This is a genomic window from Bartonella vaga, from assembly GCF_037070895.1.
Classification (GTDB): domain Bacteria; phylum Pseudomonadota; class Alphaproteobacteria; order Rhizobiales; family Rhizobiaceae; genus Bartonella.
Genome location: NZ_JAYMZK010000002.1, coordinates 184,263 through 199,243, shown reverse-complemented (window position 1 = coordinate 199,243; position 14,981 = coordinate 184,263). Strand labels below are relative to the sequence as shown.

The 14,981-nt window shown below is 37.3% G+C and carries 12 protein-coding genes and 3 tRNA genes; 2 read left to right on the top strand and 13 right to left on the bottom strand.

Annotation, left to right across the window (positions count from 1 at the left end; all coding sequences use genetic code 11):
• The 3 genes from WCP76_RS02810 to WCP76_RS02800 all read right to left on the bottom strand — a co-directional run.
• A partial coding sequence (locus tag WCP76_RS02810; RefSeq protein WP_234924853.1) for a GTP-binding protein occupies window positions 1–127 on the bottom strand: 127 nt, incomplete at its 3' end.
• 180 nt (window positions 128–307) lie between these two features.
• Window positions 308–381: transfer RNA gene (locus WCP76_RS02805), tRNA-Gly, on the bottom strand.
• A gap of 34 nt (window positions 382–415) precedes the next feature.
• Window positions 416–499: transfer RNA gene (locus tag WCP76_RS02800), tRNA-Tyr, on the bottom strand.
• Window positions 500–690: 191 nt separating this feature from the next.
• On the opposite strand from WCP76_RS02800, the gene rlmB reads away from it, so the two are divergent.
• A complete protein-coding gene (gene rlmB, locus WCP76_RS02795; RefSeq protein WP_336294178.1) occupies window positions 691–1,521 on the top strand; it encodes a 23S rRNA (guanosine(2251)-2'-O)-methyltransferase RlmB in 831 nt (276 codons plus the stop codon).
• Here the strand turns inward: rlmB and WCP76_RS02790 are convergent.
• From WCP76_RS02790 to WCP76_RS02765, 6 genes are all read right to left on the bottom strand, one after another.
• On the bottom strand, window positions 1,511–2,251 hold the full coding sequence (locus WCP76_RS02790; protein ID WP_336294177.1) for a rhomboid family intramembrane serine protease: 741 nt from the start codon (window positions 2,249–2,251) through the stop codon (window positions 1,511–1,513). The two genes, rlmB and WCP76_RS02790, sit on opposite strands and share 11 nt — an antisense overlap.
• A 568-nt stretch (window positions 2,252–2,819) precedes the next feature.
• Window positions 2,820–3,218 carry a DUF2155 domain-containing protein gene (locus WCP76_RS02785; RefSeq protein WP_336294185.1) on the bottom strand — a complete coding sequence of 133 codons (399 nt, stop codon included), beginning with the start codon at window positions 3,216–3,218 and terminating at the stop codon, window positions 2,820–2,822.
• 84 nt (window positions 3,219–3,302) lie between these two features.
• Window positions 3,303–3,701 carry an NADH:ubiquinone oxidoreductase subunit NDUFA12 gene (locus WCP76_RS02780; protein WP_336294176.1) on the bottom strand — a complete coding sequence of 133 codons (399 nt, stop codon included), beginning with the start codon at window positions 3,699–3,701 and terminating at the stop codon, window positions 3,303–3,305.
• Window positions 3,702–3,885: 184 nt separating this feature from the next.
• Window positions 3,886–5,385 (bottom strand): Asp-tRNA(Asn)/Glu-tRNA(Gln) amidotransferase subunit GatB, encoded by a 1,500-nt coding sequence (gene gatB / locus WCP76_RS02775; protein ID WP_336294175.1) that lies wholly within the window; start codon window positions 5,383–5,385, stop codon window positions 3,886–3,888.
• Window positions 5,386–5,512: 127 nt separating this feature from the next.
• Window positions 5,513–6,940, bottom strand: a complete 1,428-nt coding sequence (gene tig, locus WCP76_RS02770) for a trigger factor (protein WP_336294174.1) — start codon at window positions 6,938–6,940, stop codon at window positions 5,513–5,515.
• Window positions 6,941–7,077: 137 nt separating this feature from the next.
• Window positions 7,078–7,160, bottom strand: a tRNA-Leu gene (locus WCP76_RS02765).
• A gap of 170 nt (window positions 7,161–7,330) precedes the next feature.
• Here WCP76_RS02765 and trmFO point away from each other — a divergent pair.
• Window positions 7,331–8,725 carry a methylenetetrahydrofolate--tRNA-(uracil(54)-C(5))-methyltransferase (FADH(2)-oxidizing) TrmFO gene (gene trmFO, locus WCP76_RS02760; RefSeq protein WP_336294173.1) on the top strand — a complete coding sequence of 465 codons (1,395 nt, stop codon included), beginning with the start codon at window positions 7,331–7,333 and terminating at the stop codon, window positions 8,723–8,725.
• A 524-nt stretch (window positions 8,726–9,249) separates the two neighbouring features.
• Here trmFO and WCP76_RS02755 read toward each other — a convergent pair.
• The 4 genes from WCP76_RS02755 to clpP form a co-directional block, all read right to left on the bottom strand.
• The gene (locus WCP76_RS02755; RefSeq protein WP_336294172.1) at window positions 9,250–9,528 is read right to left on the bottom strand and encodes an HU family DNA-binding protein; all 279 of its coding nucleotides are present in this window, start codon (window positions 9,526–9,528) and stop codon (window positions 9,250–9,252) included.
• Window positions 9,529–9,759: 231 nt separating this feature from the next.
• Window positions 9,760–12,183: an endopeptidase La gene (gene lon, locus WCP76_RS02750; RefSeq protein ID WP_336294171.1), complete on the bottom strand. Its 2,424-nt coding sequence runs from the start codon at window positions 12,181–12,183 to the stop codon at window positions 9,760–9,762.
• 183 nt (window positions 12,184–12,366) lie between these two features.
• Window positions 12,367–13,641 (bottom strand): ATP-dependent Clp protease ATP-binding subunit ClpX, encoded by a 1,275-nt coding sequence (gene clpX / locus WCP76_RS02745; RefSeq protein WP_336294170.1) that lies wholly within the window; start codon window positions 13,639–13,641, stop codon window positions 12,367–12,369.
• A 183-nt stretch (window positions 13,642–13,824) separates the two neighbouring features.
• Window positions 13,825–14,448, bottom strand: a complete 624-nt coding sequence (clpP, locus tag WCP76_RS02740; protein ID WP_336294169.1) for an ATP-dependent Clp endopeptidase proteolytic subunit ClpP — start codon at window positions 14,446–14,448, stop codon at window positions 13,825–13,827.
• Between the last annotated feature and the right edge of the window lie 533 nt (window positions 14,449–14,981).

Here is a 14,981-nt window from a genome sequence, read left to right as displayed (position 1 = left end):
CATACGCTTTAAATTCACCAAAATACTTCGTAATCGCTGCTGTCAATGAAGTCTTCCCATGATCAACGTGACCAATCGTACCAATATTAACATGCGGCTTCGTACGTTCAAATTTGCTCTTTGCCATCGCTATCAATCTCTTGTTTTGTTTTCTTGTTTTATTAGTACCTGGAAACAGATCTGCATGACCGCATCAAACCGGACCTCTACATTAGCCCAGACACCAAACCTCTATACGGAAATCCGTCCACCTCGCGATGAAAAATCTTCCGCCACAACAACACTGGTCCAATCACCAACAACTATCTGGAGCGGGTAGCGGGAATCGAACCCGCATATTCAGCTTGGAAGGCTGCTGCTCTACCATTGAGCTATACCCGCATAACATAAATACTACTACCTCTCCGTCAATGAATGGTGGAGGGGGTTGGATTCGAACCAACGTAGCATACGCAACGGATTTACAGTCCGCCCCCTTTAACCACTCGGGCACCCCTCCATTCCATCGACAAAGTTGCGTGATGAGGCATCATCTACAACAATTTGATCACCCATTCAATTCAAAATGGCTGCCGAGCGGTTATGACGATTAGTGACGTATCTGTCAACAGGATAAATACAATTCTGTAAAATTTTCCTTTTAATAATCTTAAAAAATAGCTTTTTTCAATTAATACGCTATAAGAAGCTATGAAAGAAAAAATATCAAAAAATTCTCATTATGCTCGTTTACGTCGCCAATATCGTGATACGAGAGGTTTTTCTTCTCGATTTGCTACGCACCTAAAACAAAAAACTGCTCCTTTGGAACAAGGGAAAATCCGCCTTTATGGCATACATTCAGTGCATGCTGCTTTAAAAAACTCAAAAAGAATTTTTGGATGTCTCTATGTCACACCAAATGCATTAAAACGACTAAATATACCCGAATCAGATTTACCTTGCCCTGTCACATTATGTTCACCAAAACAGCTTGATACGCTTGTTGGAAATGATGCAGTTCATCAAGGTGTTATTGTGGAAACTGAACCACTTAAGCCATGCCAACTGTCTGAATTAGCAAATACAGATCTTGTCATCGTAATGGATCAAATTACCGACCCACATAATGTCGGAGCTATTATGCGCTCTGCTGTTGCATTCAAGGCTGGGGCAGTCATAACTACTTACCGCCACTCACCGCAAGAAAGCGGTGTTCTTGCAAAAGCCGCTTCCGGAGCTTTGGAGCTGATTAATTATATCGCTGTAAGAAACCTCGCCGAAGCACTACAAGAACTCCACAAAGCAGGTTTTATCAGCTTTGGACTTGACTCAGAAGGCGAAAATCCTCTAGAAACAGCGTTAAAAGGGAAAAAAGTTGCTCTTATTTTAGGAGCAGAAGGTAGGGGTTTGCGCAAAAAAATACGCGAAACTGCATGTACTTTAGCGCGTCTTGATATGCCTGGAGATATTAAATCATTAAATGTTTCAAATGCAGCAACGATAGCGCTTTATGCAGCTCATAAATATCTTAGATCGTAGTTTTTAATTTTTTACACGAAATATCGAAAAAACTAATCAATAAAAAGCCTGAAAAAAAACCACCTATATGGGCTTCCCATGCTACCAAAACACCATCTTCTTCAAACAAAAAAGGAAAAAAAGCTACGATAAAATCAACACTCAGCCATATACTCACATAAGCAAGTACTACCTTTGAACATAGCGCGCTTTTTATGGATAATAAAGAACCTAAAAGCCTTTCATTTTGCATACTAACACCAAAACAGCTATGAGGAAAACCATAACGTACAATACCACCCATCATTCCAGAAACTGCACCCGATGCACCCACGAGCGATACCGCACTATCTTGGTGAAGCACAAAATAAGCCAATGCCGCTACAATTGCTGTTAATACCCAAAAAATCAAAAAACGTAGACTACCAAGATGTCTCACTAAAGGAGATCCAAAAACTAAAAGCCAAACCATATTAATAGAAACATGTTTTAAACTACCATGCATGAATGAGTAACTAATAAGAGTATAACAAAATGCTAACGGATCAGACTTAAATAACACTGGTATAAATGAAAAAATTTTAATAATTTCAATATAAAGCTGCTCAGAAAAGAAATACTTAGGAACAATATAAATACAAAAACATAGTGCTATCAAAACCACTATAATAAATGGAACATTCAATAATGGTTCTTTAGATTGTTTCGGAAAAAACAATGCATCCTTATATGGATGATTAACATCTTTCATTGTATAAAGTCCCACACTCTCTGTAGAATTGATAGTTTTTTGCACAAAACAGATATATTAGTTTTGATAATGAAGAAGATTTAACACTTATTCAGTGAACACTCAAAAATTTCAAATTCCCTTATGCAAAAACAACCATATTTTGTATAAAACATCACAAATACTGATATTAAATTCACCATCCACAAAATTTCAGAACTGTAGTAAATCTGCATTAAAATCATTCCGTCAACTAAAATCTCTATTATAAGAGAGAGCATAGTTTTTATTTTTAATATGCTTATGCTTAATACGCTTCTTAATAAAAAACAGTTCCTCTGAGAATCACACACCCCATAAACTCATTTGAATTTTATCTGTAAAGTAACAATGCTTTATAGTTTTTAAATTTAATAACCGAAACTTTTGCAAAAACATCAACAAGGCTTCGCTTTCAGCATCTAAACATTCTTATTTTAAGATCCGATTTAGACATTTAAAACGGAATTATAAGGCAAACAAAAACAATGAGTTGTTCTTCAAATAGGTTATGATACAAAATATCATTAAAGAGGCAACTTTTGAGAACCTATTTGCAATCTTTTAACCAGACATCATAAATAGGGTGTTCTACGGCATTCAAACCGGGACTGTCTGCAAACATCCAACCTGTAAAAATACGCCGAATCTTTTTATCTAATGTAATCTCATTAACTTCAATAAAACCGGTTGTACGAGCTGGCTCATCCTTAGAGCTCGTATAACATGCGCGCGGTTTAACTTGCAAAACACCGTATTGATAGACTTCACCAAGAGAAACTTCAAAACGGGTAGTTCGACCAGTAATTTTATCAAGTCCAGAAAAAACAGCAATCCCATTGCTAACACGTTCGGCCTGAATCCTACAAACTGAAAACAAGACCACTACGATTCCTAGCAAACAAAAATAAAAAAGATTCCTAATCCCTGATACTAAAAAAGTTCTCATCACACAAAAATCAATCACACCTAAAAATTCTATTTATAAAATTTAAATATGTAAAAATAAGGAAAATACACACACCAAAACATTTTATTTTTCAGGTGACCATGCCTTATAATCTTCATGGGAAAAATGACGCTCATCGTGGTAAGTAATAGCACCCTTTGGTCGATAAGCTTCACTTGTTCCTGTCATATTCGCAACATGAAGCTTTTCCCATTCATACAGACGGTAATCCTCTTGCGTTGGAGGAGTATCACAACGGTGATGAATCCAACCATGCCAACCAGGTGGAATGGTAGAAGCTTCAGAATAATCTTTATAAATTACCCAACGACGTGGATAGCCATCCTTATGATAGCCCCCTTCATAATAAGTATTACCAAATTGATCTTCCCCTATGCGTTTACCTTTAAGCCACGTAAAAAAGCGAGTACCTATAGTATTACCACTCCACCATGTAAAGATTTGTTTAAAAAAAACAGCCATAGTTCTAGTCCATTTATTTAATATAGTTCAGAATACGTCTTTGGAATAAACGCGTAATGATACTCTGGATTACAAGAAGTAAAATCTTACCGGTTAAACAATCACAATTGCATTTTATGAGCTCATCCATATTCCTTAATACAATAGCTATCATACTTATGAACTTTTCCTTACAACATAAAACTTAATCTATGCCAAGTTTTAGCTTAACCAATTCATTAACAGTTTGAGGATTTGCTTTACCACCTGTCGTTTTCATGACTTGTCCAACAAACCAACCAGCTAAAGCAGGTTTTTGTTTTACTTGAGCAACCTTAGCAGAATTATTGACAACGATTTCATCTACAACTCTCTCTATAGCCTTTATATCTGTCACCTGCTTCATATTGCGTTCTTCTACAATCTGACGCGGATCCCCACCCTCCTTCCAAATAATTTCAAAAAGATCCTTTGCAATTTTTCCAGAAATAATCCCTTCTTTGATAAGATCAATGATAGCCCCCAATTGATTTGGTGATACCGGCGTCTCTTCAATCTCACGATTATCTTTATTTAAAGCACCCAAAAGATCATTAATCACCCAATTTGCAACTATTTTCCCATCACGTCCATGAACTACTTCTTCAAAATAATTAGCAATAGCCCTTTCGGTCACAAGAATAGAAGCATCATATACTGTTAACCCCATATCATTGACAAAACGTTTTTTCCTTTCATCAGGCAGTTCCGGCAATTCCGCGGCTAAAGTATCTACAAACGCTTGATCAAACTCTAATGGCAAAAGATCGGGATCAGGAAAATAATGATAATCGTGCGCTTCTTCTTTTGAGCGCATAGACCGCGTTTCACCTTTAGCTGCATCAAAAAGTCGTGTCTCTTGATCTATTACGCCACCATCCTCTAAAATTGCAATTTGACGACGCGCCTCATAATCAATCGCTTGACCAATGAATCGAATAGAGTTCACATTTTTAATTTCGCAGCGCGTACCAAATCTTTCGCCTGGGCGACGAACCGATACATTAACGTCTGCGCGCATGGAACCTTCATCCATGTTACCATCACAGGTATTTAAATAGCGGACAATCGTACGCAATTTTACCATATAGGCTTTGGCCTCATCTGATGAGCGCATATCCGGTTTTGAAACAATTTCCATAAGAGCTACACCAGAACGATTAAGATCTACAAAAGACATTGTTGGGTGCTGATCGTGCATTAATTTCCCAGCATCCTGTTCAAGGTGCAACCTCTCAATTCCAACTTCAATGTCCTCAAAATGACCATTTGAATCTGGACCAACAGATATGATCACCTTTCCCTCGCCTACAATCGGATAATGAAACTGAGAAATTTGATACCCCTGCGGTAAATCTGGATAAAAATAATTTTTACGATCAAAAATAGATCTCAGATTGATATGAGCCTTCAGCCCTAAACCAGTTCGAACTGCTTGACGAACACATTCTTGATTAATAACAGGCAACATACCAGGCATAGCTGCATCAATAAGTGATACATGACTGTTCGGCTCAGCACCAAATTTTGTTGATGCACCTGAAAAAAGTTTTGAATTCGATATAATTTGTGCGTGGACCTCCATTCCAATGATGACTTCCCAATCACCCGTAACTCCAGAAATGAAACGTTTAGAATCAGGTGTGCGCGTATCAACGATATCCATTACCAATCCACTATAAATATTTTTAAATGTAACTGATGCCTAATCTAAAACCATTCTAACTGCAACCCTAGAATATACATCCCACAAAAAGCCAGACTCCATCAATCCTTTTCTGTTTACACAAATATTAACCTTTTTTAGATGTCTTTTTCTTAGCTGAAACTTTTTCTGTAGTTTTTTCTTTTACGACAGATTTCTTCTTTGTCGTTTTTTTTTCCGTTAAATCTGTCTCATCATATTCTTTCATCAACTCTTCAACTGTCACTTCCTTATCTGTGACTTTTATTCGAGTCAGCAAATAATCAATAACTTTCTCTTCAAAAATCGGAGCACGTAAATTTGCAACCGCTTCCGGAGTATTACGAAAAAAATTCATAATTTCTTTTTCCTGTCCAGGATACTGGCGAACCTGATCAAAAACCGCTGCTTTTAGCTCATCTTCACTTACGCTAACACCAACCTTCATTCCAATTTCAGAAAGCACTAAACCAAGACGAACACGACGCTGTGCAAGCGCACGATATTCTTCCCGTGCTTGCTCTTCCGTAACACCTTCGTCTTTGAAACTGCGATCAGCTTTTTTTAAATCATCATTAACTTGAGCCCATATATTGTCAAATTCAATTTCTAAGAGTCCTTCGGGAATCTCAAAATCATAATCAGCATCTAAAGCGTCAAGAATTTGACGTTTAATTTTTTTACGCGTCATTGAACCATATTGACTTTCAATCTGCCCACGAACTACTTCACGTAATTTATCTAAAGATTCTAAACCAACTTTTTTCGCTGCTTCATCATCAATCTTTAATTCATCTGGTTTAGAGACAGCTTTAACAGTGATATCAAATTCTGCATCCTTACCAGCCAAATGCACTGCACTATAATCACCAGGAAATTTAACAGAAATTGTTTTCTCATCACCTGCTTTTACACCAACCAATTGCTCCTCAAAACCAGGAATAAATTGCTGTGATCCCAGAATCAATTGTGCGTCAGTATCTGCACCACCTTTAAATGGAACACCTTCAAGCTTACCAAGGTAATCTATTGTAACACGATCACCTTCTTCAGAGAGACCATCTTTTAGTGAGTAATTACGAGTACAAGAAAGAACGCGCTCTAATTGATCATCAATCTCTTTCTCAGGAATAACCGCAACTTCACGGATTATTTCAGTATGCTCAAAGTCTTTAATTTCGAACTTTGGTAAAACTTCATACTTTAAAGTAAAAACAAAATCGGCCTTGCTATCCAGAATTTCTTCAGATTCATCTATATCAATTTGCGGCTGCATCGCAGAACGTTCATTACGGTCAGATAAAATAGAACGGGGGGCATCACTGACAATTTCATTGAGAATTTCCGCCATAAAAGATCTTCCGTACATTTTTCGTAGGTACCCAACCGGAACCTTACCGGGGCGAAAACCATTTAACTTGACCTTGCCTTTGGTATTATCCAACCGCTCATTCAATTTTTTTTCCAAATCTCTCGCCGGAACCACGATCTTAATTTCGCGCTTCAGTCCTTCATTAAGCGTCTCGGTAACCTGCATGAAACAACCTTCATTTTTCTAATGAGAGGAATAAATCCACTCTGATAATCACTACATCTAAACACTGGAGTTTAAATTACCATGAAACGGAAACACAGACACATAGAGACCATATCATAGTGTTCAAGGAACTCCTGTGGTGCGGATGGAGGGACTCGAACCCCCACGGTCTCCCGCCAGAACCTAAATCTGGTGCGTCTACCAATTTCGCCACATCCGCTCTCAAACTCACAAGCTAATAGTCTTGCATAAACGGCGCTTCTATACCATTAATTAAAGAAAAAAAGCAAACAAATATATTTAAAAATCCAAATATACTCCTTTCTTATATAAATAACAAAAATAAAATCTACGCTTTTCATACAGCGCTACTTCCGTTAAAACCAAATTATGTTAGATACATTCAATACCCCAATCCATATCATCGGCGGTGGTCTTGCAGGCAGTGAAGCAAGCTGGCAAATTGCCCAATCAGGAATTCCCGTTATTTTACATGAAATGCGACCTCAAAAAAAATCTGATGCCCACAAAACAGATAAATTGGCAGAACTGGTCTGTTCCAATTCTTTTCGCTCTGATGATTCATCAACAAACGCTGTAGGACTTTTACACGCTGAAATGCGATTGGCAAAATCTTTGATTATGAGTGCTGCAGATACCAATAAAGTACCAGCAGGAAGCGCACTTGCTGTTGACCGCGATGAATTTTCAAAGACCGTTACTCGAGCACTTCAAAATCATCCTCTTATAACGATAAAATGTGAAGAAATTCAAGAGATTCCTGAAGAATGGCATCACGTTATCATTGCCACTGGCCCTCTTACCTCACCAGCACTCGCTCAAACTATACAAGCAATAACCGGAACAGAAGCACTCTCTTTTTTTGATGCTATCGCGCCTATCATTTATACCGATAGTATTAATATGGATATTTGTTGGTATCAATCTCGCTATGATAAAATCGGCCCTGAAGGAACAGGAAAAGACTACCTTAATTGCCCCCTTAATAAAGAACAGTATATAGCATTTGTCCAATCATTGAAAAACGCAGAAAAAATAGAATTCCGCGAATTTGAAAAAATACCTTATTTTGATGGGTGTCTACCAATCGAAATTATGGCCGAACGGGGGATTGAAACCCTAAGGCATGGACCTATGAAACCTACGGGATTAACCAATACTCACAGTCCTACAATCAAAGCCTATGCTGTCGTTCAATTACGCCAAGACAATAAGCTTGGGACCCTTTATAATATGGTTGGATTTCAAACAAAGCTAAAATATGCTGAACAAGTTCGCATTTTTAGAATGATTCCTGGTCTTGAAAAAGCAGAATTCGCGCGTCTTGGAGGACTTCATCGCAATACCTACCTCAAATCGCCCATCATTCTTGATCAAACCCTTCGCTTGAAACAAAAGCAAAAATTGCGATTTGCCGGACAAATTACGGGATGTGAAGGTTATGTAGAATCATCAGCTATAGGTCTTCTCGCTGGGCGTTTTGCCGCTGCTGAGTATCATCGTAAATGCCCTTCCATACCACCACTAACCACAGCATTTGGAGCTCTTCTGAACCATATCACGGGTGGACACATCATAGATACAACAACAGAAAAACAATCCTTTCAACCAATGAATATCAACTTTGGACTTTTTCCACCTATTGCTGTAGCTGAAAACTCAAAAAAACGCCTACCCAGCAAAGAAAAAAAATTAGCAAAAAAACAATCTATAACGGATAGAGCCCTAAATGATTGTATTCAGTGGTTGAAAGGCTCAGAATAAAATAGTTATCGTTTATAAAAATACATTATTTGTTTCCAACAGATTCGAAAGATCTTAATGATTTTTTATAAAATCCACCCTAAAACCTTTACAAATATAATTGAAAACCTTCAACACCGTAAAAATCTTAAATATATTTCAATTATTCAAAATGAATGATAATATAGAATATACCCCAGCAACAATGATCATAAAACATACAGCAATTTTCCAATAGTAATGATTTTTGATCAGTTCCATAATCTTTTACTCTGTAAAACACCTTAGCATACCAACCTGGAAAAACAAAAGTTGCCTTGTTACAATTTTCACGAATATCTATAGCTAAATATTTTATTGGGAATACTGAAATAAATGCATTTCACGCATACAATACTTTATGCATAATTTAAAAAAATTTTTTAAAGAAATACTAACCGTACTTAAATAAAGCACGCGCTACATGTCCCATGTAAAAGCACAGGAAAAAATTTCCAAAAAAACCCGCTTACAAATCAAATCGGGTTTTTTCAGTGCAGATCAAATTATTTTTTATTAACAGCTTCTTTAAGACTTTTTCCTGCAGAAAACTTAGGCACAGAACGAGCTGGAATATTAATTTCAGCACCAGTTGAAGGATTACGCCCCTTTGTAGCGGCACGATGAGAAACTTCAAAAGAGCCAAAACCTGGAAGACGAACATCTCCCCCTGAAGCCAAAGCTTCTGTTATAGAAACAACAAAAGCATCAACAAAAGAGCTAGCTTGCGCCTTTGAAACACCTACCTTTTCAGCAACGGAGCTAACCAATTCACTTTTATTCATGGAATATTTCCTTTCCCTATATTACCGGATAACACAACTTAACCGTATTATTGGTCAGTTTATTGAAAAGTACAGCAAACAGAAGTCTTATTTTTATCCAAAACATTGTTTTTTAGCAATAATCACAGTTATTCACGGAATTTTTTACTTTTTTTTCAAAATAAACAGAAAAATAATCACATAAATGCCTATTACTACTTTGAAAATGTAATTGCAAATTAGATTAATGAATCAGTGCGCAATCTGTATTCCTTCACTATCAGTCTCTTTTCTAATAGGTACAGGTACCGTGGAAGGTTCTACCCACTCAATGGGATCAGGGAAATGAACCAAGGCATGCTTAAGAACTTCACTCACGTGACTTACTGGAATGATTTCCATATTACTTTTTACATCATCAGGAATATCAATCAAATCTTTTGCATTTTCTTCAGGAATAAGAACCTTCTTTATACCTCCTCGAAGAGCTGCCAGTAGTTTTTCTTTCAAGCCACCAATTGGTAAAACGCGCCCACGCAAAGTAATTTCTCCAGTCATTGCAATATCTTTATGTACCGCTATCCCTGTCAGTACAGAAACAATAGCTGTTACCATTGCAATTCCAGCTGATGGCCCATCTTTTGGTGTAGCACCTTCTGGAACATGAACGTGGATATCACGTTTATCAAAAAGCGGAGGTTCAATACCAAAATCCACAGCACGAAAACGTACGTAAGATGCTGCTGCTGAAATTGATTCTTTCATGATATCACGCAAATTTCCCGTTACAGTCATCTTGCCTTTACCTAACATCATAACCCCTTCAATGGTTAATAACTCCCCTCCAACCTCCGTCCATGCAAGCCCAGTCACAACACCAATTTGATTTTCTCCTTCAATCTGGTTATAGTGATAGCGTTTAACACCCAGAAAATCATTCACATTATCTTCTGTAATCTTTACAGATTTTTGCTGTGTTTTAAGAATTTTTGTAACTGATTTACGTGCTATTTTCATTAATTCACGCTCAAGATTACGAACACCTGCTTCACGTGTATAAAATTGAATAACCGACCTTATAGCACCATCAGAAATGCTGAATTCCTTTTTAGACAAACAATGATCCTTCAATGCCTTGGGCAAAAGATGTTGCTTAACAATCTCCATTTTCTCACATTCAGTATAGCCAGCAATACGAATAATTTCCATTCGATCCATTAACGGCCCTGGAATATTAAGTGTATTCGCAGTTGTAATAAACATTACATCAGAAAGATCATATTCAACTTCCAAATAGTGATCAATAAATGTGCCATTTTGCTCAGGATCAAGAACTTCCAATAAAGCTGATGAAGGATCTCCACGGAAATCTTGTCCCATTTTATCAATTTCATCAAGCAAGAAAAGCGGATTGGATTTTTTAGCCTTTTTCATAGACTGAATAATTTTTCCAGGCATAGAGCCAATATAGGTTCGGCGATGTCCTCTAATTTCTGCTTCATCCCGCACCCCTCCTAATGAAATACGGACATATTCACGCCCCGTCGCTTTTGCAATAGAGCGAGCTAATGACGTTTTCCCTACACCAGGAGAACCTAACAAACAAATAATAGGACCCTTTATCTTTGATGCCCTACTTTGTACTGCTAAATATTCAACAATTCGTTCCTTAACTTTTTCAAGACCAAAATGCTCATTATTCATAACTTTTTCAGCGAAGTCTAAATCATTTTTAATTTTTGACTTTTTTCCCCAAGGCATTGCCAATAACCAATCAAGATAGTTACGGACAACGGTTGCCTCTGCTGACATAGGAGACATATTCCGCAATTTTCTCAATTCTGCCCAAGCTTTTTCGCGCGCTTCCTTCGAAAGTTTTGTCTTCGTGATACGTTCCTCTAAATCAGAAAGCTCATCACGGCTATCATCACCCGCTCCCAACTCTTTCTGAATAGCCTTCATCTGCTCATTAAGATAGTACTCTCGTTGGTTTTTTTCCATTTGTCGTTTAACATGTGAGCGGATACGCTTTTCAACCTGCAGAACAGAAATCTCTCCTTCCATGAACGAAAGAACACGCTCAAGACGATCACGTATAGGTAATAGCTCTAATACTTCCTGCTTTTCTGAAAGTTTAATCATCAAATGAGACGCAATAGTATCAGCAAGCTTAGAAGGATTATCAATCTGTCCAATAGCATTGATAACTTCAGGAGAAATTTTTTTATTAAGTTTTACATAATTTTCAAAATAAGAAATCACTGACCTTGAAAGAGCTTCAATCTCAACATCATTTTCTTTCGGCTCTTCTGTAATAGTTGCATAGGCCTTATGATAATCCTCATTTGCAGCAAATTGACTAATTTTTGCACGAGCAGTGCCTTCAACCAAAACTTTTACAGTTCCATCAGGAAGTTTTAAAAGTTGAAGAATATTAGCAAACGTACCAATATCATAAATATCTTCTGATTTTGGATCATCATCAGAAGCGTTTTTTTGTGTAACCAACAGTATCTGTTTATCAACCGCCATCGTTTCTTCAAGAGCACGAATTGATTTTTCTCGACCCACGAAAAGCGGAACAATCATATGCGGGAAGACAACAATATCACGAAGTGGTAAAACGGCGTAAAACTCCTCCCTCACCTCACCTGTCGTTTCATCAATATATTGCATAATTCTCCTTTCTGGAGCCTATGATCTATCCAGTACACAAGCCCGCTTTCAGAAAACCCTTCAGCTCTCTACAATACATGAAGTGGTAATTGCTAACATATAAATCAAGCATGATGACTATAATATACAAGAACACCTATCCTAAAATGATGTTTATATTACTACTTCTCACACCGCACAATGTCATGCTGATACATTTTCTTTATCTTCTGCACGTTCTGAATAAATGTAAAGAGGACGCGCTTTCCCATCAACTACATCGCTCGAAATAACCACTTTTTGGACACCTTCAAGAGCCGGCAGCTCAAACATCGTCTCAAGAAGTATCTTCTCCATAATAGAACGCAAACCACGCGCTCCGGTTTTACGTTCAATTGCCTTTTTAGCTATAACCCGTAAAGCATCTTCATGAAATGCTAACTCGACATTTTCCATCTCAAAAAGACGCTGATACTGCTTCACCAATGCATTTTTAGGTTGTGATAAAATTTGAACAAGGGCATTATCATCTAAATCCTCTAAGGTAGCCACAACAGGAAGACGGCCAATAAACTCTGGTATTAAACCAAACTTTATAAGATCTTCAGGCTCTAAATCACGAAAAATTTCACCAACACAGCGTTCATCAGGTGCTTTAACGGTAGCAGAAAAACCAATCGAAGTTTTTTCACCACGTCCTGAAATAATTCGTTCCAAACCAGCAAAAGCACCTCCACAAATGAATAAAATGTTTGTTGTATCAACCTGAAGAAACTCTTGCTGCGGATGCTTACGTCCCCCCTGTGGAGGAACAGAGGCTATCGTTCCTTCCATAATTTTTAACAATGCTTGCTGAACACCTTCCCCTGAAACATCTCTTGTAATAGAAGGGTTGTCAGCTTTACGAGAAATTTTATCGACCTCATCAATATAAACAATACCACGCTGTGCCCGTTCAACATTGTAATCAGCAGCTTGAAGAAGTTTTAGAATAATATTTTCAACATCTTCACCTACGTACCCCGCCTCAGTCAAAGTTGTCGCATCCGCCATCGTAAAAGGCACATCAATAATACGCGCCAATGTTTGTGCTAGATAAGTTTTACCACATCCCGTTGGGCCAACAAGCAGAATATTCGATTTTGCCAACTCAATGTCATTACTCTTAGACTGATGCGCAAGCCGTTTATAATGATTATGAACAGCAACAGAAAGAACACGCTTTGCATGCTGTTGACCAATAACGTAGTCATCAAGAACTGTTATAATTTCCTGTGGGGTAGGAACACCATCACGCGCCTTAATCCTGGAAGATTTATTTTCTTCACGGATAATATCCATGCAAAGCTCCACGCATTCATCACAAATGAATACGGTAGGCCCTGCAATAAGCTTACGCACTTCATGCTGACTTTTGCCGCAGAACGAGCAATAGAGAGTATTTTTTGATTCGCTCCCGCTATTGCTAATTTTGCTCATTTCTCTTTCCTTTCACCACAATATATTAATACTTTGCCTTAATCAAAGGAAGTGTTTCATAAAGAAAACTAAAAACATACAAAAACCTGCGTGTTATAATACCCTTAAGCACTTTTTCTTAATTTTCGCGATATTCTTACAAAACTCTTTAATTTAAAGTAGCCATTTTTTCTATAAAAACTCTTAATCTTTTTCAGTTTCTGCACGATATTGTATAACATCATCGACTAAACCGAATTGCTTGGCTTCATCTGCTGTCATAAAATGATCACGGTCAAGAGTTTTCTCAATAACCTCATAATCTTTGCCTGTATGTTGAACATAAATTTCATTTAATCGCCGCTTCATCTTTATAATATCTTGTGCATGCCGTTCAATATCTGAAGCCTGACCCTGAAAACCACCAGATGGCTGATGTACCATAATACGTGCATTTGGCAATGTAAAACGGTGACCTTTTGCTCCAGCTGTTAAAAGTAGTGATCCCATAGATGCAGCCTGCCCCATGCAAAGCGTAGAAACAGGAGGACGAATAAACTGCATAGTATCATAAATTGCCATACCAGACGTTACGACACCACCAGGCGAATTAATATAAAGGCTAATTTCTTTTTTAGGATTTTCAGCTTCTAAGAAGAGCAGCTGTGCACAAACAAGCATAGCCATGCCATCTTCAACGGGACCATTAATAAAAATAATCCGCTCTTTTAAAAGGCGGGAAAAAATGTCATAGGCCCGCTCACCACGATTAGTTTGTTCAATAACCATAGGCACGAGACTTAATGCTGTTTTCACTGGATCACTCATATTTTTACTTTCCGTTCATATAACAATCGCTCTTTACACGTTCAATGCTTTCTTCCATAAGCTAACATTACTCTTTCATGCAAGCCACAATAATACTCTTCAAGAAAGATTAAAATTCTAGCAGTTAAAATAGCAATAACAACTCTACCTGAATAAATTATGAACACCAGGAAAGTAGTTATACTATCCAATGCTAAAAACTTTCTCCTTGAGCTTTTTAAGTCGTCTTTATCTTTCTGCGAATAGGGAACCTTATAAAACGCGGCTTTACAACCGGTTTAACACTACAAATGGGATCAAAGATGTATTCATTTTTACACATCCAATAATAAAAAGTTTCCTTTGATTCATAAAAAATACGCTACTTGGCTAACCACTAAACATAGCGATTACCAAATATCGTAATTCCAAGACTTCTCGGTAAAATAAACATTTTTTTCTCTTTAACCACAATGGTTTCCAAATATGATGTTTAACCTAAAGTCCATTAGAAACAATTTCTTATCCGCTCAATAATCTTTAAGCACTTTTAT

Excerpts from the sequence above, each read along its gene's own strand:
- rlmB (WP_336294178.1), top strand. The coding sequence starts at position 691 with ATGAAAGAAAAAATATCAAAAAATTCTCATTATGCTCGTTTACGTCGC.
- WCP76_RS02790 (WP_336294177.1), bottom strand. The coding sequence starts at position 2,251 with ATGAAAGATGTTAATCATCCATATAAGGATGCATTGTTTTTTCCGAAA.
- WCP76_RS02785 (WP_336294185.1), bottom strand. The coding sequence starts at position 3,218 with ATGAGAACTTTTTTAGTATCAGGGATTAGGAATCTTTTTTATTTTTGT.
- WCP76_RS02780 (WP_336294176.1), bottom strand. The coding sequence starts at position 3,701 with ATGGCTGTTTTTTTTAAACAAATCTTTACATGGTGGAGTGGTAATACT.
- gatB (WP_336294175.1), bottom strand. The coding sequence starts at position 5,385 with ATGGATATCGTTGATACGCGCACACCTGATTCTAAACGTTTCATTTCT.
- tig (WP_336294174.1), bottom strand. The coding sequence starts at position 6,940 with ATGCAGGTTACCGAGACGCTTAATGAAGGACTGAAGCGCGAAATTAAG.
- trmFO (WP_336294173.1), top strand. The coding sequence starts at position 7,331 with ATGTTAGATACATTCAATACCCCAATCCATATCATCGGCGGTGGTCTT.
- WCP76_RS02755 (WP_336294172.1), bottom strand. The coding sequence starts at position 9,528 with ATGAATAAAAGTGAATTGGTTAGCTCCGTTGCTGAAAAGGTAGGTGTT.
- lon (WP_336294171.1), bottom strand. The coding sequence starts at position 12,183 with ATGCAATATATTGATGAAACGACAGGTGAGGTGAGGGAGGAGTTTTAC.
- clpX (WP_336294170.1), bottom strand. The coding sequence starts at position 13,641 with ATGAGCAAAATTAGCAATAGCGGGAGCGAATCAAAAAATACTCTCTAT.
- clpP (WP_336294169.1), bottom strand. The coding sequence starts at position 14,448 with ATGAGTGATCCAGTGAAAACAGCATTAAGTCTCGTGCCTATGGTTATT.